This is a genomic window from [Clostridium] scindens ATCC 35704, from assembly GCF_004295125.1.
Classification (GTDB): Bacteria; Bacillota; Clostridia; order Lachnospirales; family Lachnospiraceae; genus Clostridium_AP; species Clostridium_AP scindens.
In genome coordinates, this window is record NZ_CP036170.1 from 1,946,694 (window position 1) to 1,971,184 (window position 24,491).

General features: G+C 40.1%; 21 protein-coding genes and 1 CRISPR repeat array. Of the genes, 20 read left to right on the forward strand and 1 reads right to left on the reverse strand.

Annotated features, from left to right (window positions below; genetic code table 11):
* The first annotated feature begins 31 nt into the window (after window positions 1-31).
* From HDCHBGLK_RS09915 to HDCHBGLK_RS09930, 4 genes are all read left to right on the forward strand, one after another.
* Window positions 32-2,308: a glycosyl hydrolase family 65 protein gene (locus HDCHBGLK_RS09915; protein WP_004604894.1), complete on the forward strand. Its 2,277-nt coding sequence runs from the start codon at window positions 32-34 to the stop codon at window positions 2,306-2,308.
* Window positions 2,309-3,175 (forward strand): HAD family hydrolase, encoded by an 867-nt coding sequence (locus tag HDCHBGLK_RS09920; protein ID WP_004604893.1) that lies wholly within the window; start codon window positions 2,309-2,311, stop codon window positions 3,173-3,175. It begins immediately after the preceding gene.
* Between the two features lie 212 nt (window positions 3,176-3,387).
* A complete protein-coding gene (locus HDCHBGLK_RS09925; RefSeq protein ID WP_009247876.1) occupies window positions 3,388-4,728 on the forward strand; it encodes an ABC transporter substrate-binding protein in 1,341 nt (446 codons plus the stop codon).
* A 286-nt stretch (window positions 4,729-5,014) separates the two neighbouring features.
* Window positions 5,015-5,749 (forward strand): carbohydrate ABC transporter permease, encoded by a 735-nt coding sequence (locus HDCHBGLK_RS09930; RefSeq protein WP_233440648.1) that lies wholly within the window; start codon window positions 5,015-5,017, stop codon window positions 5,747-5,749.
* A 133-nt stretch (window positions 5,750-5,882) separates the two neighbouring features.
* Here HDCHBGLK_RS09930 and HDCHBGLK_RS09935 read toward each other — a convergent pair whose 3' ends face one another.
* Window positions 5,883-7,061, reverse strand: coding sequence for an IS110 family RNA-guided transposase (locus HDCHBGLK_RS09935; protein WP_039909206.1), 1,179 nt, complete (start codon window positions 7,059-7,061; stop codon window positions 5,883-5,885).
* Window positions 7,062-7,318: 257 nt separating this feature from the next.
* Here HDCHBGLK_RS09935 and HDCHBGLK_RS09940 point away from each other — a divergent pair, with 257 nt between their 5' ends.
* From HDCHBGLK_RS09940 to HDCHBGLK_RS10015, 16 genes are all read left to right on the forward strand, one after another.
* Complete coding sequence (locus HDCHBGLK_RS09940; protein ID WP_004604889.1) at window positions 7,319-8,161, forward strand: carbohydrate ABC transporter permease; 843 nt, start codon at window positions 7,319-7,321, stop codon at window positions 8,159-8,161.
* Window positions 8,162-8,208: 47 nt separating this feature from the next.
* On the forward strand, window positions 8,209-9,534 hold the full coding sequence (locus HDCHBGLK_RS09945) for an alpha-L-fucosidase (RefSeq protein ID WP_039909205.1): 1,326 nt from the start codon (window positions 8,209-8,211) through the stop codon (window positions 9,532-9,534).
* Between the two features lie 31 nt (window positions 9,535-9,565).
* Window positions 9,566-11,125: a response regulator transcription factor gene (locus tag HDCHBGLK_RS09950; protein WP_004604887.1), complete on the forward strand. Its 1,560-nt coding sequence runs from the start codon at window positions 9,566-9,568 to the stop codon at window positions 11,123-11,125.
* A gap of 150 nt (window positions 11,126-11,275) precedes the next feature.
* Entirely contained in the window at window positions 11,276-11,467 is a 192-nt protein-coding gene (locus HDCHBGLK_RS09955; protein WP_130574588.1) for a hypothetical protein, read from the forward strand.
* A 50-nt stretch (window positions 11,468-11,517) separates the two neighbouring features.
* Window positions 11,518-13,941 carry a CRISPR-associated helicase/endonuclease Cas3 gene (locus HDCHBGLK_RS09960; RefSeq protein ID WP_004604885.1) on the forward strand — a complete coding sequence of 808 codons (2,424 nt, stop codon included), beginning with the start codon at window positions 11,518-11,520 and terminating at the stop codon, window positions 13,939-13,941.
* A gap of 15 nt (window positions 13,942-13,956) precedes the next feature.
* Window positions 13,957-14,697 (forward strand): type I-C CRISPR-associated protein Cas5c, encoded by a 741-nt coding sequence (gene cas5c, locus HDCHBGLK_RS09965; protein WP_004604884.1) that lies wholly within the window; start codon window positions 13,957-13,959, stop codon window positions 14,695-14,697.
* A complete protein-coding gene (gene cas8c, locus HDCHBGLK_RS09970; RefSeq protein WP_004604883.1) occupies window positions 14,684-16,663 on the forward strand; it encodes a type I-C CRISPR-associated protein Cas8c/Csd1 in 1,980 nt (659 codons plus the stop codon). Before cas5c ends, cas8c begins: the two co-directional genes overlap by 14 nt.
* A complete protein-coding gene (cas7c, locus tag HDCHBGLK_RS09975; RefSeq protein ID WP_004604882.1) occupies window positions 16,660-17,514 on the forward strand; it encodes a type I-C CRISPR-associated protein Cas7/Csd2 in 855 nt (284 codons plus the stop codon). The genes cas8c and cas7c overlap by 4 nt, the downstream gene beginning before the upstream one ends.
* Window positions 17,501-18,163 carry a CRISPR-associated protein Cas4 gene (cas4, locus tag HDCHBGLK_RS09980; protein WP_004604881.1) on the forward strand — a complete coding sequence of 221 codons (663 nt, stop codon included), beginning with the start codon at window positions 17,501-17,503 and terminating at the stop codon, window positions 18,161-18,163. Before cas7c ends, cas4 begins: the two co-directional genes overlap by 14 nt.
* A 2-nt stretch (window positions 18,164-18,165) precedes the next feature.
* On the forward strand, window positions 18,166-19,197 hold the full coding sequence (gene cas1c / locus HDCHBGLK_RS09985) for a type I-C CRISPR-associated endonuclease Cas1c (protein ID WP_039909203.1): 1,032 nt from the start codon (window positions 18,166-18,168) through the stop codon (window positions 19,195-19,197).
* Between the two features lie 8 nt (window positions 19,198-19,205).
* Window positions 19,206-19,496 (forward strand): CRISPR-associated endonuclease Cas2, encoded by a 291-nt coding sequence (gene cas2 / locus HDCHBGLK_RS09990; RefSeq protein ID WP_009247866.1) that lies wholly within the window; start codon window positions 19,206-19,208, stop codon window positions 19,494-19,496.
* A 180-nt stretch (window positions 19,497-19,676) separates the two neighbouring features.
* A CRISPR array of direct repeats spans window positions 19,677-22,330; the repeat unit is 33 nt; unit sequence GTCTCTCCCTGTATAGGGAGAGTGGATTGAAAT.
* Between the two features lie 25 nt (window positions 22,331-22,355).
* Window positions 22,356-23,003, forward strand: coding sequence for a flavin reductase family protein (locus HDCHBGLK_RS09995; protein WP_004604870.1), 648 nt, complete (start codon window positions 22,356-22,358; stop codon window positions 23,001-23,003).
* Between the two features lie 18 nt (window positions 23,004-23,021).
* Window positions 23,022-23,417 carry an SRPBCC family protein gene (locus tag HDCHBGLK_RS10000; protein ID WP_004604869.1) on the forward strand — a complete coding sequence of 132 codons (396 nt, stop codon included), beginning with the start codon at window positions 23,022-23,024 and terminating at the stop codon, window positions 23,415-23,417.
* A gap of 28 nt (window positions 23,418-23,445) precedes the next feature.
* Window positions 23,446-23,652, forward strand: coding sequence for a DUF4177 domain-containing protein (locus HDCHBGLK_RS10005; protein ID WP_004604868.1), 207 nt, complete (start codon window positions 23,446-23,448; stop codon window positions 23,650-23,652).
* On the forward strand, window positions 23,649-23,990 hold the full coding sequence (locus HDCHBGLK_RS10010; RefSeq protein ID WP_004604867.1) for a DUF3795 domain-containing protein: 342 nt from the start codon (window positions 23,649-23,651) through the stop codon (window positions 23,988-23,990). The genes HDCHBGLK_RS10005 and HDCHBGLK_RS10010 overlap by 4 nt, the downstream gene beginning before the upstream one ends.
* A 167-nt stretch (window positions 23,991-24,157) precedes the next feature.
* Window positions 24,158-24,457 (forward strand): alpha/beta fold hydrolase, encoded by a 300-nt coding sequence (locus HDCHBGLK_RS10015; protein WP_233440650.1) that lies wholly within the window; start codon window positions 24,158-24,160, stop codon window positions 24,455-24,457.
* Window positions 24,458-24,491 lie beyond the last annotated feature (34 nt).

The window sequence follows — 24,491 nt, forward strand, 5'->3', positions numbered from 1 at the left end:
CAAAATCATCGTATAAATCGGAGGATTCAATATGAACTGGAAAATAGAAGATAAAGAATATAAAAAAGAAAAGATAGAATTTATCGGCAATAAGATGTGTATAGGAAACGGCTATTTTGGATACAGAGGAACCTTGGAGGAGTATGGAAAAGAACAGCTTGTTGCATGTACGGTATCAGAAATATTTGATGATAATGGTAACGGCTGGAGGGAACCAGTAAATGTGCCAAACGGACTCTACACTTGGGTAGAATATGAGGAAAAAAAACTTTCCGTGTTAGAAACAAAAATTGAAAAACACGTTCAGGAACTTCACTTTGACACTGGTATACATAGAAGAAAGACCGTGTTTTCGACAGAAGATGGACAAAGAATTACTGTAGAAGCAGAAAGATTTGCTAGTTTAGAAGATATTCATCTTTTGGTGATGAGATATCAAGTGACTGCGGATAAGGATTTGGATATAAAAATACATACTGGAATTGATGATGATATATGGAACATAAATGGAAATCATTTTAAAAACAAAGAATATATAGAAAAAGACGGTGTTACTGGAATGATCTGTAAGACAATTGAGAATACCGCAAATATAGCGGTTGCAGAAAAAAAACAGGCTCTGTCGCCGGAAGGAAAAACCGAAAATCTCAAAAACGGATCGGTTATTCATGTTAATTTGAAAAAAAGTGTTCCTTATGTAATGGAAAAATATATAGCAATATGTAAAGAAACAGACTGTACAGATGTGTGGGAAGCGGCTGTTAATTGTTGTCAACAGGCAGAACAGAAAGGGTATGATAGGCTTAAGGCAAAGCAGAAAGCATTGTGGGGTAAAAGGTATGAAAAACTCGGAATCGAAATAGAAGGCGATGAAGAAGCAGAAAAAGCAGTTCTTTATAGCGCATATCTTCTTTATAGTTCTGCACCAGAGCATACAGACAGAGTGGCGATTCCAGCACGTGGACTCTCGGGGCAGGTATATAAAGGGGCGATGTTTTGGGATACGGAAATATATATGTTACCCATGTTTGCATTTTGTGATCCGAAGATTGCGAGAAATCTCGTGATGTACAGAGTGAAAAATTTGCAGGGAGCTTATGAAAAAGCTTCGGAGTATGGATATGAAGGAGCATTTTATCCGTGGGAGAGTCAGGAAACAGGTAGAGACGGATGTACCCACTATAATCTGACGGATATATTCACCGGACGTAAAATGAGGACTTATTTCCGTGATAAGCAGATACATATCAGTGCGGATGTGGTATACGGACTTTGGAAATACATGAACGTCACAAAAGATAATTCTATTTTGAAGGAAGGAGCAGCGGAAGTTATCTTGGAGTGCGCGCGTTTTTTCTGGTCTTATGCGTACTATAAAAAAGGAAAAGAGCAGTATGAATTCCTTGATGTGACAGGAGCAGATGAATATCACGAGAGAGTAAATAATGATGCCTATACAAATTATATGATCCGTTTAACGGCTAAGGCGACGCTGGATGTAATCAGTTATCTGAAAAGTAAAGAACCGGAAATGTATAAGAAGGTGATGGATAAGCTGGATTATTGGGAAGAAGAAGAGAATATCCGAGATCTTTATGAGAAAATCTATCTGCCTAAGCCAAATGATAGTCTGGTGATTGAGCAGTTCGACGGGTACTTAAAAGAAGAGGATTTATCTATACAAGAACTTTATTCAAGAATTATAAAACCGAACGAATATCTTGGAAGTCCATGTGGTCTGGCCGTCAATACGCAGATCATAAAACAAGCAGATGTAATATTGCTTTTGAGTCTATTAGGAAGTGATTTTACAGATGAGGTGAAAGAGAAAAACTGGAGTTATTATGAGCCTAGGACAGAGCATGGCTCTAGTTTGAGTACCTGTATTTATGCTCTGCTGGCTGCGCAGATAGGAAAAACAGAGTGGGCCTATCAATATTTAATGAAAGCTGCGCAGATTGACTTGACTGGAGACTACAAATTATATCTGGGAGACTTGTATATTGGTGGTACCCATCCCGCGGCAAATGGGGGAACATGGATGGTTTTGACGCAGGGGTTTGCAGGACTGGAAGCAGAAGAAGATGGTGTCCATTTTAGTCCGCATTTGCCTGAAAAGTGGAGAAAATTAAAGTTTCGATTCAACTATGGCGGAAGCAGATATCGTGTGGAAATCACGAAAGATATATTGAAAATAATAGGTGAAGACGCAGCAAAAGAACTCCGGGTGACATATATGGGAAATATATATACATGCTCTGCCGGAAGTACATTAAAAATACAGATGGAGAATCGGGAGGGAAAATAAATGCAGTATAAAGCCATTTTTTTTGATTGGGATGGAACAGCGGTAAAAAGTAGAAAAGAACCCGTGGATTCAGTCGTAGAACTGATGAAAAAATTACTTTCTAAAGATGTGAAGATGATTATTATCAGTGGAACAACATATGACAAGATAGCAGATGGAAAACTACACGAATATTTTACAAAGCAGGAACTTGGCAATCTTTATCTTGGATTGGGACGTGGCGCTCATAATTATTCATTTAAAGAAGGAAAGCCACTGTTGCATAAGGAATTTCTCCCGTCACAAGAAGAAAAATTAAAAATTCATGGGAGTGTATTTTTACTGCATCAACATCTATTGCGAGAGTATGGGTTAGATTCGGACATTGTTTTTACGAGACCAAATTACTGCAAATTGGATTTGATGGTAAACCATGATCGTAGTGATAATTTATTCCTTCAGGAAGGCGAAACTGAAATGCTTCAAGATATTTTGCATAAGCATGGTATAAGAGAAGGGCTTATAGAGCTTATGAAGTTGGCAGAAGATTTTGGAAAGAAAAATGGGATAACAATTAAAGCGACTACGGACGCAAAGTACTTGGAGGCAGGTTTGACGACCAAAAGTGATAATGTGGATTACTTTGTGGAGAATGTATTAAAACCTGAAAACATCAATATGAAAGAATGTTGTTTCTGGGGAGACGAATTCATATATCTGGATAAAGGGATTCCCGGAAGTGATGCTTATATGATTACAGAAAAAACTAGAATTGCTGAATTTTACGATGTCTCAGAAATAGATGCAGAAAGACCGGAGGAGGTGAAAAGATTAGGTGGTGGCACAATGCAGTTTCATCTGTTTTTGAAACAACAGTTTGAAAGATAATAGGAATGGCATTTATGAAGGTTTCACATTTTTGACCTGTCAGTCTTTTTTGAGACGACAGGTCAAAAAAATGTAATTAAATACATAGAAATCAACAAAACTGACAAAAAAATATAAGGAAATAAATGGTTCTGTTTATTTAATGTGCACAGATATAGAGATATACTAAATCTACAATAGAATTATAAGAAATGGATCAAGGAGGAACTGGAATGAAAAAGAAAAAACTGATTAGCTTGCTTCTGGCTGCAACATGCATCGGCTCAATGGCACTTACGGGATGTGGAGAAAAAGAAAAAGGTGGAGGAAAGGAAGCAGATAATGAACTTCCGACAGTTACATTTACACATGGATATTATCAGGATGAAACCGAATGGGCTCCAGCGGCAGAGATGAGAAAGATTTATGAAGAGTTTGCGGAAATGCACAAAGATGAATTTAATTTTGTAATTAAAGCAGACCAGAGTGGGGCAGAGGGAATTTACAATACTGCACTCAATGATTTAAGTGCAGGAGAGTTTTATGATATTGCGGATTTCGGCGGATGGGATATTACAGATGCTGCTGCGAGTGCAGATATGATTATGGATTTAAAACCCTACTTGGATAAAGATGAAGATCTGAAAGCTGGTGTGGGTGTATGTTATGATCAGAACCTGACGGAAGATGGAAAGATTTATACAGTGAGAGAACAGATTGAAGGAGTAGGATTCTGGTATAATCAAGCGCTGTTTGATAAAGCCGGAGCTACAACACCTGACAAATGGACATCATGGGCAGATTTTGATGAAGCAGTAGACAAATTATCAGATGCTGGAATTTCACCATTTAGTCTTAATGCGGGATGGCCAACAAACATTCTGGCAGCAGGTTATTCACAGCGGGATGAAGATTCAAGAAAGTTCTATGCAAACGGTGGTTCTGCGAAGAGTTTTGATGATCCTACCTTTATTGGTACAATGGATTTCTTACAAAATAATGTTCTTCAAAAAATTGATGCTGCACATTTTGGACCTGGAGGAGATGATGACAACCAATATACAGAAGACTTTATAAGTGGTGATTCCGCAATGCTCTTCAACGGCGTATGGGCAACGGGGGATTTTGCAGATTGTGAAGCAGGAATCGAGAATATCAAACCTGCTGTATTCCCGACAAACGATGGAAAAACAGCTGGGCTTCTTTCAGGAGGCTGTGGTTATGTTGTGTCAGATAAACTGACTGACGAGCAGAAAAAGATTTGTATTGAATTTATCAAATATATGACAAGTCCTGAGATCGCAGCAAGAATTGTTGAAAATGGAATCGGAATGGTTCCAAGTACAGCACTTGATTATGATAAAGCAGCGGCAGAAGTAGAGAGTCCGGAAGGAAAACTTCTTGTTCAGGCTTGCCAGACACTACAAAATGCAGATGTTCAGGTGCTTGGCTGGGGAAATACCTTTGGTGATATGGAAGGCGAGATTCAGAATAAATATGCAGGACTTAAAGATGGTTCCAAGACAGCGGAAGATGTAGCAGCAGAATTGGATCAGGTACTTGCGGCTGAGTAAACTGACGTCTACGACGAACCAGTGAAAAAATGCGCGAATGGGTAAAATGTGTAAGAATCGGGGACTGTCTTAGATAGTCCCCGATTTTATGAAAGAAAGGATAGATATGAATAGAAATAGGAGAAAGTTAAGTAAGCGTAGTATATTTATCATTGTGTTCCTGCTTCCAGCAGTCATCCTGTTCGGAATAATTTATGCATATCCACTTTTGAATATCTTTGCTACGTCATTTTGCGAGTGGAATTCGAAGAATTTTGTGGCTCCGGAATTTCTTGGGTGGAAGCAAATGTTTGATAATTATATCAAGATGTTCACGATGGATAAAAATTTCCAGATGGCGTTATTGAATTCTTTAAAATGGGTAGCATTGACTCTTATAATACAGGTACCTTGGGCAGTAGTAGTTTCTCTAGTGTTGTCGAAAAAAGAGAGAGGCTGGAGATTTACACGAAATATGTTTGTAATACCAAACATTATTTCAACAGCAGCAATTGGGTTAATTTTTTTAAATTTATATAGTCCGTCAAGAGGAGTAATTACAGAGATATGTAATTGGTTTATGCCAGGAAGCGATGTAAGTGTATTAGCAGACGAAAAATGGGCTTTTTGGGGAGTGACATTTGCGTTTATACTATTTGGAGGATCTTCTTGTTTACTATTGCTTACACAGATATTTTCTATTGATACGGCAATCTATGAAGCGGCAAAGGTGGACGGGGCAAGCGGACTACAGATTGATCTGAAAATTACTCTTCCATTACTCAAACCAATGATTGGTACAGTAGCGGTGATTGCAGCTAACTATGGACTTTTACTCTATAATGAAATTGCATTAATTAGTGGAGGCGGGCCGGATAACGCAACATATAGCTTGAGTTATTATGTTTATAAAACAGCGCTCGGAAGTGAGAGGCTAAATTTTGCAAGAGGAAATGCAGCAGGTGTGATCCAGATACTTCTTGGTATTTTATTGGTGGGTACGATTAATAAGATGTTCCATAGCAGAAAGACTAACTATTAAAAGTCAAGTCTAAAATGAAAGTTTTATGAATGAATTGCAGAAATGCATTTCAGATATTTTTGAACCTTGAAAACTGCATGACAACAAGAGCATCTTTACAGGTGCTCTAAAAGGAGATATTTACAGAAAAGAATTAAGTTGTTGGAAGGTATGCTTGTCCTGATTTTTCCAGTGCAAAAATCAATCGCACAAGTTTCTTGGAGGTATGAGATAATGCAACATTATAATGCTTGCCTTCTGAACGTTTCTTTTCTAGATATACACGAAAGGATTCATCCCACTGGCAGACATATTTTGTGGCATTGTAAAGGGCATACCGAAGGTATCTGGAACCTCGTTTCTCCATATGGGAATAACAGTTATCTAACTGTCCCGATTGATAAGTGGAGGGAGACATTCCTGCATATGCGAGTATCTTATCTGCGGAATCAAAACGAGAGAAATCCCCAATCTCAGCAATGATCATTGCGCCCATCCGGTAACTGATACCAGGAATGGTAAGGATGGGAGAATGGATCTCTTCATCCATGATTCGTTTGATGGCTGCTTCGATTTCATTAATCTCAATCGTTAATTCCTGAATGAGCTTGATGGTGTGTTTTAGTTCCAAAGACTTTGCAGGCATATGAGAACCGATAGAACCTCTTGCAGCGTCACGAAACATGACAGCAGTATCTTTCCCATATCTGCCTTTAGAACTTTCAGAGAGCAGGTTGGAAAGCCTTGTGAGGTGTGCGTTTGCAACAGCATCTGCACTTGGAAATTCAGAAAGTAAAGCATAAATGGATGCCATATGAAGCGTAGGAACGAGTTTTTCCAGTTCTGGGAAAAGAATACACACAAGTCTTGAAACAGAACTTTTCAGCTTTGCCCGTTCTTTGACTTTATCAAAACGATAACGAGTGAGTGACTTTAGCTCCTCATTGTGGTAAGATGTGTTTGAGTAGGACTTTAAGTTCATGTCAGACATCATCATAGTAGCAATGGTACGGGAATCAACTTTATCCGTTTTCGTCTTTCTAAGGCTGAGACTTTTTCTGTAAAGATTCGTATGTAACGGATTGATAACATAGGTCGGCAAACCTTTATCAAGAAGAAATCCCAGAAGATTGTAACTGTAGTGTCCGGTGGCTTCCAGTCCTACTTTTACTTTGTTTAAATCATCTGATACGGATGAGATTCTTTCAAATAAGGTTTCAAAACCTTCGCGATTATTAGAGATGGTAAAGGGCTTAAATAATACTTCGCCATCTGAGTTCGTAATAAAGCAGTCGTGCTTATCTTTGGCAACGTCAATTCCAACGTAAATCATAAGAAATCTCCTTTGAATAAATTTGATACTGTTTAGAGCCACAGGTACTCCTTGCGATTGTAACCTCGTTCTAAATAAACCGTCATGCGGTATCTAACTGATTAACAACTATACAAAGAGACTGTGGTTGTAGCCTTTCTGAAACCATCAAGTGGTAGGAGTGATTAAACAATCCACAGTATCTCCAACAGTATAGCATACAGTCCTTGGAGAGGGACTATAAACACTACTACTTTATAATACGAGGAGGAACTGTAATGAGAAAAAAGCAAAAAGAACATGCAGAAAGCGGAAGTATAGGAGCAAAAATATTTCGATATGCAATTATGGCAATCGTTCTGTTTATTTCGCTTTATCCGATTTTGTGGGTGTTGATTTCTTCTTTCAAAGAAAAGCCAGGTGGTTTGGGATTGCCGGAAAAATGGGTGTTTGATGGATATATTACTATTTTTACAAAACTGGATATCCAAACGTATTTCTTGAACAGTATTATTATAACCTGTGTTTCTACATTGTTGAGTGTAACAATTGTGGCTATGGCAGCGTATGTAGTTGCCAGGATGAATTTTAAAGGCAAAGGATTGATAACACTAATGTTTTCAACGACTCTATTTATTCCTGCTATTTCTATTTCTTTTCCTATTTATCGTTTGTTAGGAGAGCTTGGTTTAAGGGATACGAGGATTGGAGTCATTTTTATCTATTCAGGTCTGGGTATTGCAGTAACGTATTTTATTCTTCAGAGTTATTTCATGTCCATACCAAAAGAAATGGAAGAAGCAGCCAGGGTGGATGGATGTGGATATTTTGGGACTTTTTTCAGAATCATTCTCCCTATTGCAAAACCGGGACTTGCAACAGCGGCAATCATGGCCTTTTTGAATAACTGGAATGAATATTATTTTGCATCATTGTTACTGAAATCTCCAGAGAAAATGACAATACCAGCACTGTTGGGACAGTTTACATCAGCGTATTCAAGAAATTTAAATGGTATGTTCTCCGCAATTATTGTTGCAGTTGTGCCGACGATTATCGTATTCTGCCTATTGTCAGAGACATTTGTGAGATCGTTGACTGCAGGCGCTGTTAAAGGATAAAAAGTGGTTGATGAAAAATGGAGGATAAAAGAAAGGAGCAGCTCCAAATGGGAATTATAGAAGAGAGAGAAAAAAGGGTACAATGGTTTATGGATGCACGCTTTGGAATGTTTATTCACTGGGGACTGTATGCAATTCCAGGTCGTGGCGAATGGGTGATGGGAGATGAAGAAATTGACACCCCGGTGTATGAAAAATATTTTGAAGAGTGGAATCCAGATCACTATAATCCGAAACAATGGGCAAAAGCAGCTAAAAATGCAGGTATGAAGTATGCTGTGCTCACGACAAAACATCATGAAGGATTTTGCCTATTTGATAGCAAATATACGGATTACAAAAGCACAAATACAAAATGCGGACGGGATTTAGTGCGCGAATATGTGGATGCTTTCCGTGCGGAAGGTCTGAAGATAGGTTTTTACTACTCTCTGCTTGATTGGCATCATCCTGATTATCCGGCGTATGGGGATATGTATCATCCGAATCGCAATAACGAAGCGGTAAAGAATGAGAAAAGAGATTTTAACAAATATTTAAATTATATGCATGCTCAAGTGAGGGAATTACTTACCAATTATGGGAAAATCGATTTATTGTGGTTTGACTTTTCTTACGAAGGCCATATGGGGGAAGACTGGAGAGGAACGGAACTTGTCAATATGGTCAGAGAATTACAGCCGGACATTATTATGAACGGACGTTTGGAAGCTAATGGGGAATCATACGGCTCCGTGATGACAGATGAACCAAATATTTTTTCTGGTGATTTTGCATGCCCGGAGATGATTATTCCAATGAAAGGATTAAGGACTCCATCTGGGAAAAAGATTCCATGGGAGGCATGCTTCACCATGAATAATAATTGGGGATATACTCCGATGGATCTTCATCGAAAGACTGCTTCACAGATTATTCGAAAACTAGTGGAATGTACGAGTAAAAATGGGAACATGATTCTAAACGTCTCACCTACTCCGAAAGGAGAAATCCCTAAATGGCAGCTAGATATTTTGGCAGAAGTGGGAGAATGGATGCGTGAGAATGGGGAGAGTATCTATGGCTGTGGGATGTCAGAATTTGAAAAACCAGAGTGGGGACGATATACTCGGAAGGGAAATAAACTCTATGCACATGTTCTGGATGAATGTGTAGGAGCGCTCCCGCTTCCCGGAGTAAAAGGGAGAGTCCAGAAGGCACGAAGACTTTGTGACGGAAGCGAAATGCTGCTGCTGACTCCTTGGGTAGCAAAAGAATTTCCGGGGTATGAGTTTGTAAATTATGGAAATCCGGAATACTATTCGTTTCATATTGACGAGACAGCGGACAACGTAATTGAATTGACTTTAAAAGAAAAAACCGAGGTGTTATAATGGTCGTTAGACAAGACTGAGGTGATAGGCGATGGTATATAAGGTATTGATAGCAGATGATGAGCCAATTGTCCGTAAGGCAATGCAAACGCTGATAGAATGGGAAAAGTTGGAATGCGACCTTATTGGATTTGCAGCAAATGGGCAAGAAGTTATGGAAATGCTGGGACGAGCAATACCAGACATTCTGATTTTGGATGTTCAAATGCCAGGAGTAAGTGGTATTGAATTAGCAAAATATGTCTGGGAAAAAAAACTTTCTTGTAAAGTAATCTTACTTACTGCTTATGCAGATTTTTCTTATGCTCAGTCAGCTGTAAAATATGATGTAATTGATTATGTTATTAAAACGGGAGCCTTTGACGATCTGGTCGTAGCTATAGAAAAAGCAAAAGATAAGATTAAATTAACGGAATTCGAACGAAATGTCGAGAGCAAAAAAGTACTGAAAGAAAACTTTTTCAAATCTGTTTTTGACGGTTCGCTTTATTTGCAGGAAGATATCAGAAAAAAAGCTGATAAAGCAGATATCAGCCTTGTAGAGGGCTATCTGGTTATAGTTTGTCATTTTCGTGCAAGAGAAGACAAAGAAAGAAGTTATACATATAGTAGTCTGCAAAACTTTTTTCACATGGTGTTTGATGAAAAGTTGGTATATAGTCTGGCAGTAGATAAAGACGTAATGGCAATTATTCTTGATCATATTTCAATGGATTTTTATGAAGATATACATAAGAAATGTGAGGAAGTTATTGAGATCATGGATAACTTTATGAAAATGTATGTCTATATGGGAATCAGTAATCTGGGAAATGATATATTCGAACTGAAACAAAGGTATGAAGAAGCAGAATCTGCTGAAGGCGAAAGTTTCTTTAATGATAAGAGTAAGATTAATTATTTTCAAGAGCGTAAAAAAGATACCAAAGAACTTTTAGAACATATTGAAAAAGGTGTGGAAAGTCTTCAATATTGGATGAAAAAAGGAAATTCTGAGGAGGCAATGAAAGAATTTGACAATATTATTAAATATCAGATGGAAAGTGGGGGATCTGTAGCAACGATTCTAGAAGTTGGTATTTGTATTTATGCGTCGAGTAAAAAAATGCTATCAGATATGGAAAAAACTTTGTATGATATTACATTGCAGAAAGAGAGTTTTTCAAAAAGTATTTACCGTTGTAGGCATATCAGTGAATATTATAGTATTATGAGAACCGTGATTGAAAGTACTGCAGAATACATCAAAATAGCGGCAAGCAGAAGGAATATTCTTATTTATGAGTGTGAAAAATATATTGATGAGAATTATGAAAGAGGCATTACAGTATCGGAAATTTCAAGGTATATTGGAGTAAGTATGAGTTATCTTAGCCGAATTTTTAAGGATGAGACAGGTAACACGATTATTAATTATATTAATGAGAAAAAGATACAGAAGGCAAAAGAGTATCTGGGAGGAACGGATATGAAAATATATGAAATAGCCGAAAAATTAGGATTTGAGAATACAACATATTTTTCATATTTCTTTAAAAAATATACAGGAATATCACCAAAGGAATATAAAACCCCTGAAGATTCAAATTAATCCGGAAACTGTCTGAATGTAATCAGCACGAGGACGCAGGAACTTGCAAAGATATGCCATGATATTAAGGATCATATTTTTTATGATTAACTATCTGGCAGAAAAAGACGACATACAGGGTATAAAAAATAGTTAGGGAAAATTCCGGTTGTGGAAGGTACGGCAATGATTACGTTCCCGCAGAGGGAGTGGCTTGGGGCACTTATTTATTCAAAAGCAGAGAAGGCAAAGAAAGCAGGAGTAGAACTTGATTTTGAAAATTGTTGGAGTCCGGAAAGAACCTATTTACCGTATACCGACGATATGTTGGATATTTTTGTTTTAATTGCTGAAAATGTGTGATAAAATAAAGAAAATGGTGAAAATTGACAAATAACAGGAAGTAAGTAAATATGAACGATCCATACATTGCACATTTTTATAAAGACAGTAATAATGCTATACACATACAATCCGTTTCCGAGCACAATCTTAATGTGGCTTATCTTGCCATGAGTAATTCCCCATTGAAATGTCTATCCTCTGTCGCCTGGGTTAGTGGTGCGCTTCATGACGCTGGAAAATATAGAGAAGGTGTCCAAAATTATCTCAGAAGAGCGATGAATGAAGAACAAGTGCGTCGCGGGGAAGAAGACCACTCGACAGGCGGCGGTTTTCTGATAGATAAGATGTTTCCCGCCACAAATCTATCTGTGCTGATACAGATGGCAGTATTTTGCCATCATGGTCTGCATGACTGTTTTTCATTCGAAAAATCCACTATTTACATTAAAGAGCGATTGTCCAAAAAAGAGAATTTCCAAAATGTAGAGGAACGTTATTATCAATATTTAAAAAAGGAAGATTTGGAGAAGAGAGGCCTCATAGCAAAACAGGAAGTAGCAGGCATTATCCAGGAGATATTAGGGTTTATTCGTATTAAGAATTTGAGCAAAAATATGTATGGAAACAGAGATTTTTTTCTGGGTATGTATGAAAGGACAATTATGTCGCTGCTGGTAGATGCAGATAGGACTGATACGGCATGCTTTATGGAGCAGAGAGAATTGCCTGCTCCTAAAAGTGATGAAATGATGCAAGATATTTGGGGAAAATGTATTACATATCTGGAACAGTATTTAAAGTCCATGAAATCAGAATCAAGGCTGGATGAATATCGCAGGGATATCTCGCGGAAATGTATGGAGGCCGGAGAAAGAGAAGAAAGACTTTACCGTCTGACAGTGCCCACCGGAGCGGGTAAGACGCTTAGTAGTCTGCGTTTTGGGCTGTATCATGCCAGGAAATATCATAAGAGACATATCATATATGTAGCGCCCTATCAGAGTATAATAGACCAGAATGCGGAAGAAATACGCAGGGCGATTCATAATGATGAGATTGTTCTAGAGCACCATTGTAATGTGATTCATGATGATGAAAGAGAGAGAATCCGATATGAAATTCTGACAGAGAATTGGGATTCGCCGATTATAGTCACTACAGCGGTACAATTTTTGAACACGTTGTTTGCCTCTGGAATTGGAAATATCAGGCGTATGTATAGCATTCTGAATAGTGTGATTATATTTGATGAAGTTCAAGCCTTGCCAGTAAAAATTACCAAACTGTTTAATCTTTCTGTGAACTTTCTGACGGCATTTGGGAAGTCGACAGTGGTCTTATGTTCAGCGACACAACCGTTATTTGATGAGCTGGATGAAAATAGGCTGTTGCCGCCACTATCTATGGCAGGCAATCCCAAAGAATATGCTGAGGTATTTAAAAGAACGAAAATTATAGATGCTACGAAAGGAGCAGGAAGCGGATTTGCGGCAGAAGAATTACAAGAGTTTATCTGGGACAAGGCGGAGACGCTTAAACAAGTTCTTGTCGTTGTGAATACAAAGAAATGTGCAGAGAGTCTTTATAAAGAGATTAAGAAAAAATGTAAGGGATCGGATTATATATTATTTCATCTGAGCACGAATATGTGCGCGGAACACAGGAGGGATGTACTAAAGAGACTGGAAGAGAATTTAGAAAATGAGAAGAAGGTGATATGTATCAGCACTCAGCTGATTGAGGCGGGAGTGAATCTATCCTTCAAGTGCGTCATACGTTCCCTGGCAGGCCTTGACAATATCATTCAGGCGGCAGGCCGATGCAACAGGCATGGGGAAGCGGGTTTGGGGTACGTCTATGTTGTGGGAATAAGCAGCGAGTTAGAAAATGTAGAAAGACTTGCGGAGATTCGAAAAATGCAGGAGAGCATGACAGAAGTGCTAAATCAATTCAGGAAGAATCCGGAAATATTTGATCATAGTCTGTCGTCCGAGGAGTCAATCCGGTACTATTACCAGATATATCTAAGGAAGAGAATGCCGGAGATGGAATATCTTGTATCGGTGAATGGAGTGGATGTTACACTGCTTGACTTGCTATCCACTAGCAAGACGATGTGGGAAAGCATGTCAGAGTCAACCAAAAAGGATAGTAAGAATTTGCTGTTAAAGCAGGCGTTTAAAACGGCGGGAGATGTATTCGAAGTGATACCCGAAGATGGAAAGGTAGATGTCGTAGTTAGATATGATGAAAAAGCAGAGAAGCAGATAGCCATTCTTGAGGACGAATATGCTACGCTGGCAGAGCATAAGAAAGCGCTTCGAAGGCTTCAGCCATATACGGTGGGGATATCCGAGCAATTTCGTCAGAAGTTAGGAAATGCAATTACATCGGTATGTGGAGGAACCGTCTATGTCCTGAGTCAGAACTATTATAGTAGAGAAACTGGTGTTTCAGAAGAACCGCTGGGAATGGAATTTATAAACTTTTAGAAAAGGGGTGAGAAGGTGAAGTATCGCAATACAGTAGAATTTGAAGTGTATGGAGACTACGCGTTGTTTTCGGATCCCGTGACCCGCGTAGGAGGGGAGAAATGTTCTTATCATGTGCCCACGTATGAAGCGCTTAAAGGGATTTTGCAAAGCGTGTACTGGAAGCCTACGTTGATTTGGATTATAGATGCGGTAAGGATTATGAAGCCAATCCAGACGGAGACAAAGGCTATCCGTCCCATTAGTTATAATGGGGGAAATGATTTATCCTATTATACTTATTTGAAGGATGTCAGTTATCAAGTGCGGGCACATTTTGAATGGAACAGAAACAGGCCGGAACTAGAATCGGACCGTAATGAAAATAAGCATCATAATATTGCCAGGCGAATGATAAGCCGAGGCGGAAGAAGGGATATTTTCCTGGGCACAAGAGAATGTCAGGGATATGTGGTACCATGCGAGTTTGAAGAAGGGGAAGGATATTATGACAGCCAGGAAGGCGATTTGTCCTATGGGCTTATGTATCATGGCATTACTTATGCGGATGAGGCAGTTCTTCCGGAAGATGAGGGAAAGATGACGGTGAGGTTCTGGCATCCGGTCATGAAAAAGGGAATCATCGAATTTACCCGTCCTGAGGAGTGTGCGGAAAAAAGACACATTAGGGAAATGGCAGTAAAGCCATTTGGAGAGGGCAATTTTACAGGCATTCGAGAATTTGACGGGGAGGAGGAAGACATTGAGTTGGTTTAGCGAATTGTATGATTTATATGAGAAAAATGAAGAGAAAATTGGAAGAGTAGAATATAAGACCCGCCAGGGGAAAAAGGGACCAGAGCAGGTTCCGCTGGTTCTTTTGCCAATATTTCATACGACGGTAGCAGCACAGATTACGGTTGACATTGACAGTGAAGGAAATATTCTCGGAGCATCAAGAGTGCCGGATGAAGATAAGATGACAATCATCCCCGTGACGGAGACTTCCAACAGCAGGACATCGGATCCAAAGGCGCATCCTTTCTGTGACAACCTAAAATACCTGGCTGCAGATTACGCAAGATATGTAAAGAATGGAAAAAAAGACTTTTCCAAGAATCACAAACTCTACATAGAAGGTCTAAAGTCCTGGCATCTGTCTGAGTATACACATCCAAAAGTAGATGCGCTTTATGCTTATTTAAGCAAGGGGACGCTCATGGCTGATTTGGTTGAAGAAGGAGTCTTGATTACAGATGAAAAAGGAGTTCTTTTAGAAAAGGCAAAGATACAGATTGTATCACAGGCAGATGCGTTTGTAAGATTTCGTATCATAGAAAAAGCAGATTTAAGCCAGGATATTTTAAACGATCCTTCCGGGCGATATTTTTCAGAATGTTGGCTGGATGGGACCTTGCAGAAAAGTTATATCAAGTATCACCGTTCCAGATTAACGCAGACAGATTTCTGCTATCTTACTGGCGAGAATGTTCCGGTTTCTTATCTTCAGCCAAAGAAAATCAGAAATGAAGGAGACGGGGCGAAACTTATTTCTTCAAATGATAATAAAAATTATACATTTAGAGGAAGATTCTCGGATAAGACGGAAGCATTTGCCATAGGCTATGAGGTCTCCCAAAAAGTACATAATGCGCTTAAATGGATCATACGCAAACAAGGATATAGTTGGGGTGGGCTTTGCATCGTGATTTGGGAATCTAATCTGAAGCCGATTCCGGATTGGGGCGCTGATACAGATAAGATTGAGGAAGCCTGTCAGGAGGCGCAGGAAAGCGAATATGAAGGATGGGGAGAGGAGGAAGAACAGGAATATGAGACGGGAGCCGCGGCTGCGGCAAGGTTCAAAGCAGCGATGCGCGGATATGGAGAGAATCTGAAGACGGACTCGAAAGTTATGATTCTTGCCTTTGATGCTGCCACTACTGGAAGGCTTGCTATGGTGGAAAATAAAGAGTTTGCCGCCAGCAGGTATGTAGATAATATCAAATACTGGCATGACAGCTGCAGGTGGCTGCAGTCAAAATATAAGAACGGACATAACTTTCGTTATTTCGGAATGGCAGGCGTGAAAGATATTGCGGAAGCCCTGTACGGGACGGAGCAGAAAGGAATTATTTCCCTTGGAGGCAATACAAGAATGTATGCTGAAGTATGCAAGAGGCTTTTGCCCTGTATATCTGAGAGGAGACGCGTGCCGAGAGATATAGTAAATGCCGCGGTACAAAAAGCGTCATCCCCAGTTTCGTATGACAATCGGTATAATTGGGAAAAAGTGCTTTCTATAGCATGCGCTCTGGTGAAAAAGCAGAAAATGGAAGTGGAAAAGGAGGAGTGGAAAGTGTCGCTGAATGAGGAAAGCAGGAATAGAGACTATCTGTACGGACGACTTTTAGCAATGGCTGACAGGATTGAATACCGTACATTTGACAGAGATGAAGACGGGAAAAGAGTGACGAATGCAAAAAGATATATGAATGCATTTGCACAGCATCCATACCAGACATGGAAGGTATTAGAGGAGCGTATACAGCCCTATTTGCAAAAATTGGATATTAAGGAGCGGAATTCTTATAATAAGACTCTTGATGAAATCTATGAATTGTTCGATGAAAAAGAATTTACTAATAATGACAGGCTGGAAGGATTATATTTACTGGGCTATCACAGCCAGTCTTATGAACTAAAATATAGGCCGAAAAAAGCGGAGGAGGAAAAAGAATGACAACTTTAAAAGGAAAAATTGATTTTGCATTGCTTGTTTCAGCAACAAATGCTAATCCGAATGGAGATCCTTTGAATGGAAATCGTCCAAGAGAGAATTATGAAGGCTATGGGGAAATCTCAGATGTCTGTATTAAAAGAAAGATCCGTAATCGTTTCCAGGATATGGGACAGAAAATATTTGTCCAATCGGATGACCGTTCCGACGATGGTTACACAAGCCTGAAGAAACGGGCAGAAGGATGTGAAGAATTAAATAATGAAATTAAGAAGAAAAAAGCCGATAGGGAACATTTTGCCCAGATTGCATGTCAGGAATGGCTGGATGTGAGGACGTTCGGACAAGTATTCGCGTTCAAAGGAGAGGAAGTTTCTGTGGGAATACGAGGACCTGTTTCAATCCATCAGGCAGTCAGTTTGTCACCAGTGGATGTTGTCAGCATGCAGATCACGAAGAGCGTCAACAGCGAGGCAGGAAAGGACAGTAAGGCTTCAGATACCATGGGAACCAAGCATAGAGTAGGGTTTGGACTATACCTGGTAAAAGGAAGCGTGAATGTCCAATTGGCGGAGAAAACCGGATTTTCTCAAGAAGATGCTGAACTTTTAAAGGAGGCGCTGAGGACCCTGTTTGAAAACGACGCATCATCCGCAAGGCCGGAAGGAAGTATGGAAGTCTGCCGACTCTACTGGTGGCAGCATGAGGAAAAGACTCCTTCAGTACCTACTGCCCAAATTCATAGAAGTATAAAAATTGAGGCATTGGAAGACAGGCCTAAATCATTTAAAGATTACTCTATCAAGTTGGAAGAACTGAACTGTGTAAAACCGGAGGTATATGAGTTTGTATAAAGAAGAGGATTACCTGCAATTGTCGGGTATCCAGCATTTTGCATTCTGCCGCCGCCAATGGGCGCTTGCCTACATAGAACTCCAATGGGATGAAAATGTGAGGACTGTTGAAGGAAAACTTTTACATGAGAAGGCACATGATCCTACAAACGCGGAGAAGAGAGGAGATCTGATTATCAGCAGAGGCATGCCAGTATATTCCAGAGAATTGGGGATCAGCGGTGAATGTGACGTTGTTGAATTCCACCGCTCTCAGGACGGAATAACCTTATTTGGACGGGATGGCCTGTATGAAGTAATTCCCATCGAATACAAGCGGGGAAAGCCCAAGGAAAATGATGTGGATATTCTTCAGCTTATGGCGCAGGCATTATGCTTGGAAGAAATGCTTTGCTGCCAGATTTCCTTTGGATACTTATACTATGGAGAGACAAGACATAGAAAAATAGTAGAATTTACAGAAGAAATTCGGCACAAGACAAAAGACATGTTTCTGGAAATGCATCAGTATTATGAACGAAGATATACTCCAAGGGTAAAACGTTCCAAGGCATGTAATGCGTGTTCTCTAAAGGATATCTGTCTGCCGGCTTTAGGAATAGCAAAGTCGGCAACAGATTATATTAATAGCAGGCTATCGGAGGAATAGAGTTGAAAAAATTAATGAATACGTTATATGTGACCTCTGCGAATCGGTATCTTTCTTTAGATGGAGAGAATGTTGTTATTCTGGAAGAACAGAAGGAAATCGGGCGCGTGCCCCTACATAACCTGGAGGGAATCGTTACATTTGGATATACAGGAGCAAGCCCGAGACTTATGGGAACTTGCGCGCAGAAGAATATTAGCCTTACTTTTATGACTGAGCACGGACGTTTCCTTGCACGGGTATGTGGAGAAGTCAGGGGTAATGTCACACTGCGCAGGCAGCAATATCGTATCGCCGATAATACGGAAAAAAGGATAGAAGTGGCGCGAAATTGTATTGTTGGAAAAGTCTATAATTCCCGGTGGATTTTAGAGCGGGCAATCCGAGATTATCCGCTGCGGCTGGATGTAGAAAAGATAAAAGAAAAATCGTCTTTCCTTGCTTCCCGCTTAAAAGAAATCCGTACGTGTGAAAGCCCGGACAAACTTCTAGGGCTTGAGGGAGAGTCCGCCTCCGTTTATTTCTCTGTCTTTGATGAATTGATCTTGCAGCAAAAGGAAACTTTTTATTTTCATGGACGAAATAGAAGGCCTCCTTTGGATAATGTAAATGCAATGCTTTCATTCGCCTATTCGCTTTTGGCAGGTATATGTACGTCTGCCTTGGAAACTGTTGGCCTTGATCCGTATGTTGGCTTCTTTCATACGGATAGACCAGGCCGCGCATCATTGGCGCTGGATATCATGGAAGAACTAAGAAGTGTAATGGCTGACCGTTTCGTACTAACGCTGATTAATAAAAGGATTGTTGATTCCAGCGGATTCCTTCAGAAAGAAAATGGCGCTGTCATTATGGACGATGATACGAGAAAGAAATTTCTCGCTGCATGGCAGGATAAGAAGAAGGAAGTCATTACACATCCTTTCCTGGGTGAAAAGATGGAGTGGGGGATGGTACCGCATGTTCAGGCAATGCTTCTGGCCAGATATATTCGTGGAGATCTGGAAGAGTATCCGCCATTCTTATGGAAGTAGGTGATAGAATGCTGGTGTTAATAACTTATGATGTGAATACAGAGACAGAGGCAGGAAAGAGACGTCTAAGGAAAGTAGCAAAGCAATGCGTTAATTATGGACAGCGGGTTCAAAATTCCGTGTTCGAGTGCAATCTGGACGCCGCAAAACTTCGCCAGGTAAAGGCTATCTTGGAAGACATAATTGATAAAGAGGTTGATAGTTTAAGATTTTATAATCTAGGTAATAAGTATAAAGACAAGATTGAACATATAGGAGCAAAGAAAAGTTTTGATGTGACTGCCCCTCTTATATTCTAGAGTGGTTTAGTGCGAATGTGAAGTGCACATGAAAATGCAGGGAGATTCGCACCTGGATATTGATGATATGAGGGCTAGGGAAGTTATAATTTGTTGTGTAGGTGTTGGAAAAAGTTCTTTTGTTTGGCGTTTTGCATAAGAGATTGGCTGTATATTAGGAGTTTTATGTGCAAAATTGCTGTCTCTCCCTGTATAGGGAGAGTGGATTGAAATGAAAAAAATTATTATGTGGTTCCAGAGCCTGGAGGTCTCTCCCTGTATAGGGAGAGTGGATTGAAATGTGGCGGAGTATGTGAAGAAGTTTGGAAGCCTGGGTCTCTCCCTGTATAGGGAGAGTGGATTGAAATATAGCCAAATCCGCCATTGGTTCCAATCGTTCTTTGTCTCTCCCTGTATAGGGAGAGTGGATTGAAATATATTTTCGGTTGCTGAATTGCCGGATTAAATCGTCTCTCCCTGTATAGGGAGAGTGGATTGAAATGGCCATGCCCCAATCAGGCAGCCTTCGATGAACTGTCTCTCCCTGTATAGGGAGAGTGGATTGAAATATCACTCGTCTGTGCGTCAAAACTCTCATCCGCGTCTCTCCCTGTATAGGGAGAGTGGATTGAAATCTTTCTGCCGCTTCTTGATCGGCAATGTCTGTAGGTCTCTCCCTGTATAGGGAGAGTGGATTGAAATGCCGTCGGGTCCTCCTGCCTGGCCAGGCGCCGGGTCTCTCCCTGTATAGGGAGAGTGGATTGAAATAATAAAAACTGTTGACATTATAACACAAATGTAATGTCTCTCCCTGTATAGGGAGAGTGGATTGAAATTTATCCACGAAGGCTCTTGAAACCTGGAATTCTGTCTCTCCCTGTATAGGGAGAGTGGATTGAAATAATTCTTTCGCCAACTGTCATTGTCACAACTCCTTGTCTCTCCCTGTATAGGGAGAGTGGATTGAAATATATATGCTACGGCAATCTCTTATAAGCGGATATGGTCTCTCCCTGTATAGGGAGAGTGGATTGAAATAACTTAGACAGCAAGTCCGAAGCCAAAAACAATTGTCTCTCCCTGTATAGGGAGAGTGGATTGAAATGTCATTATAATAATAACACAGCAAAAACGAACAAGTCTCTCCCTGTATAGGGAGAGTGGATTGAAATTCATTTTCTGTACGGCACTCCTGAATTGCTTTCTCCGTCTTTCCCTGCATAGGGAGAGTGGATTGAAATAATTCTTTCATGTCATCCCCCTATTCTACTTCCGTCTTTCCCTGCATAGGGAGAGTGGATTGAAATTTCCATATATTGTCATAGAGAAGTTGCAGTCAGAGTCTTTCCCTGCATAGGGAGAGTGGATTGAAATTTTGTTGGGTCATTTCCAAGAAACCACTCTACGAGGTCTCTCCCTGTATAGGGAGAGTGGATTGAAATACCTTCCTTCCTCTTGGCCTGTATTGCATCCTCTTGTCTCTCCCTGTATAGGGAGAGTGGATTGAAATGCTTCCTTATACCAGGAGTTCATTTTCTGAATCCGTCTCTCCCTGTATAGGGAGAGTGGATTGAAATATAGCCGCGCCACCGGCTACTGTTATCGCTGTTGCGTCTCTCCCTGTATAGGGAGAGTGGATTGAAATTGTGCCACGGCCAGCATGATGTTGATCTTCAACTGTCTCTCCCTGTATAGGGAGAGTGGATTGAAATCTTCCAAGGAAGCCTCCCCTGCTCTTCCAACAGGTCTCTCCCTGTATAGGGAGAGTGGATTGAAATACCTTATAAGGTTTGCTATCGCTTTGCTTAGGCTGTCTCTCCCTGTATAGGGAGAGTGGATTGAAATGTTCTCTGCGATCAGTTCCCTTATTCTTTCTTCTGTCTCTCCCTGTATAGGGAGAGTGGATTGAAATAACGCTTAATATATAGCCCTCAAACTGGCTATATCGTCTCTCCCTGTATAGGGAGAGTGGATTGAAATAATGCGATCTATTCAGTAGTCTCATCCATTATGGGTCTCTCCCTGTATAGGGAGAGTGGATTGAAATCAAAAAGAAGGAACAGAAAGAAGGAACAGCAAAGTCTCTCCCTGTATAGGGAGAGTGGATTGAAATGTTCTACAATCGAAGATAAATAACTCATAATTGCGTCTCTCCCTGTATAGGGAGAGTGGATTGAAATATCCTCTGTCTGTTCATATGCAGCTTCATATTCGTCTCTCCCTGTATAGGGAGAGTGGATTGAAATGTCATTGTAATAATAACATAAGTAAAACGGTCGGAGTCTCTCCCTGTATAGGGAGAGTGGATTGAAATATAGGCAAACAGCAGGATGTCAAAATCCGGATCCAAGTCTCTCCCTGTATAGGGAGAGTGGATTGAAATGCATCAATGAAAGCGGCATTCAGGAATGTGCTTGGGTCTCTCCCTGTATAGGGAGAGTGGATTGAAATACGTACATGTTATCTATTAATCCTTTAGAACAACCGTCTCTCCCTGTATAGGGAGAGTGGATTGAAATTATAAACATTGGCGCTCTTTAATCCTCCGTCTCCGTCTCTCCCTGTATAGGGAGAGTGGATTGAAATATAATATCCGCTTTCCTTGTGGCTGAAATGCTATAGTCTCTCCCTGTATAGGGAGAGTGGATTGAAATCACCATTCCGGTAGTTATCGGAGATATTACAATCAGTCTCTCCCTGTATAGGGAGAGTGGATTGAAATGAAAAGAAGGAGGTGGAGAAGGATGCCAAGAGTAGTCTCTCCCTGTATAGGGAGAGTGGATTGAAATATCATTTTGACCTCCTAAATGCCAGTTACCATAGTCTCTCCCTGTATAGGGAGAGTGGATTGAAATAAAGAGTAGAGAGGGGCGTTTTGGTATGAAAATAGAAATAGGCAAAGAATTTCCACAGTATTTTAAGCCCTCATATCCAGAGGAATTTAAATTATTTTCACACTTTGAAACGACAGCAGGAATACCAACTGTTTTGTTTGCAATCACGACTTGGAAAGAGAATGGTAAGCCGAATGTGTGCTTTCATTCGTGGAGCTGCTTTCACGGAGATAAAACCGCTTTCTTTGCCGTGCTGGGGAACTTATATCAGCATACCCACACCTATGCCAATATCCAAAGAGAAAAATGCTTTTGTATAAACTTCCTTCCTATAAGTTTCTACGACAAGCTGGTAAACACCATTCGCCAAAATGAAATGGACGATGACGAATTTGCGGCAGGAGGGTTTACAGCTTCTTATGCCAAAACAATTCACGCCCCTGTAATCAATGAGGCGTTTCTTAGTATGGAATGTACCCTGAAAGAAGTACAGGATTTAAGCGGTGCGGGAATTACAGCTATGGTGATCGGGCGGGTGCAGCATATTTCCGTGGAGGAAGCCTATGCCCAAGGGTATGAACTAAGATATGGTAAAGATGGATTTATGATGTTAATTCCTGCGCCGCAAGACCTTGTTACCGGAGAGCCGAACAAGTCGGCGATTGCGACAGTGGATATCGAAAAATACGACTGATTTGAAGAGGGTGTGAAAATGACGACTTCAAATATAAAGGCGTTGATTCCAAGTGAACTTCGCAAAGTGTGGGAGTTTATTTTGGACATCGAGAATTACGACGCTTGGAGAAGTGATCTGAGTAAAACAGAAGTTGTAAGTGATAAGCAATTCATTGAATATACCAAAGACGGTTATCCTACGACTTTTACCGTGACGCTTGTTGAGCCATACAGACGATGGGAATTTGATATGCAAAACAGCAATATGAGTGGTCATTGGATTGGCGTTTTTACGGATAAAGGCAATGAAACGGAGATAGATTTTACAGAGTGCGTGGAAGCAAAAAAGATGCTGATGAAACCCTTTGTGAAATCATACCTGAAAAAACAGCAGGCACAGTTTGTTGCGGATATAATGAAAAACTTTTCTTAAAAACTCATACATAGAAAGGCGGTTTCTTATGAAGAAGTATGAATATATGACAGTTGATTTATGTGCAGAGCCATCGGTTAATGTTCACATTAAGTTGGAACGGTATATTGAAAAACTTAATGAATATGGAAAACAGGGCTGGCGTTTGATTTCTGGAACTGATGACTGGAAGTATTCATTTTTGAGCGTGAAATTGATGATGAAAAATAACATGCAGGAGGCGTATAACCTATGAAAGATATGATCGGATACTGTGGGCTGGACTGCGAAAAATGTGACGCATACCTTGCGACAATTAACAACGATCAAGCCTTGCGTGAGAAAACAGCGAAGCTGTGGGCAGAGTTGAACAACGCCACTATTATGCCTGAACATATTAACTGCGAGGGCTGCCGTATGAACGGGGCGAAAACGGTATTTTGCGATAGTCTATGCGAAATTCGGAAATGTGCTTTGGAAAAAGGCGTTTCCACCTGCGGCGACTGCTCTGAGGTGGAAACCTGTTCAACTGTCGGGGCGATTATTTCAAATAATCCTGCCGCTTTGGAAAATTTGAAAGAACGAACACTTTAAAATGAGACTGCAATGAAAACGATTTTGATTCACGGTTCAGGGTATAATGCGACAAGTTGGAAGGAAACAGTTTCTAATGTAAAAACAGCACTGATATAATATGCCCGAATTTATCTTCCATTCTTAACAGCAAAGAGACAAACTACGCAAATTTATATTCTTCCTTTGTGGAATATTGCGGCAAAATTGACGGACAAATTCATTTATGTGGTATTTCTTTAGGTGGCATAATCGGACTAAATTATGCTTTGGATTTTCCGGAAAAAGTAAAAACATTGGTTTTGATTGGTACTTTTACAGATTTATTTAATTTTGCACACCATTATTTTCATTTTGACACGGGGATTTTTGCGGTTTTACACACCAGTTATATAGGCTTGACACGTAACACTTTTAAGTATTGTTACGTGTCCATCTTAAAAATGTTACGTGTTAGTTCCATTTCCCCCACAGATATGTTACTATAACCATACATGATTCCTGCTTACGGCACACAGCACA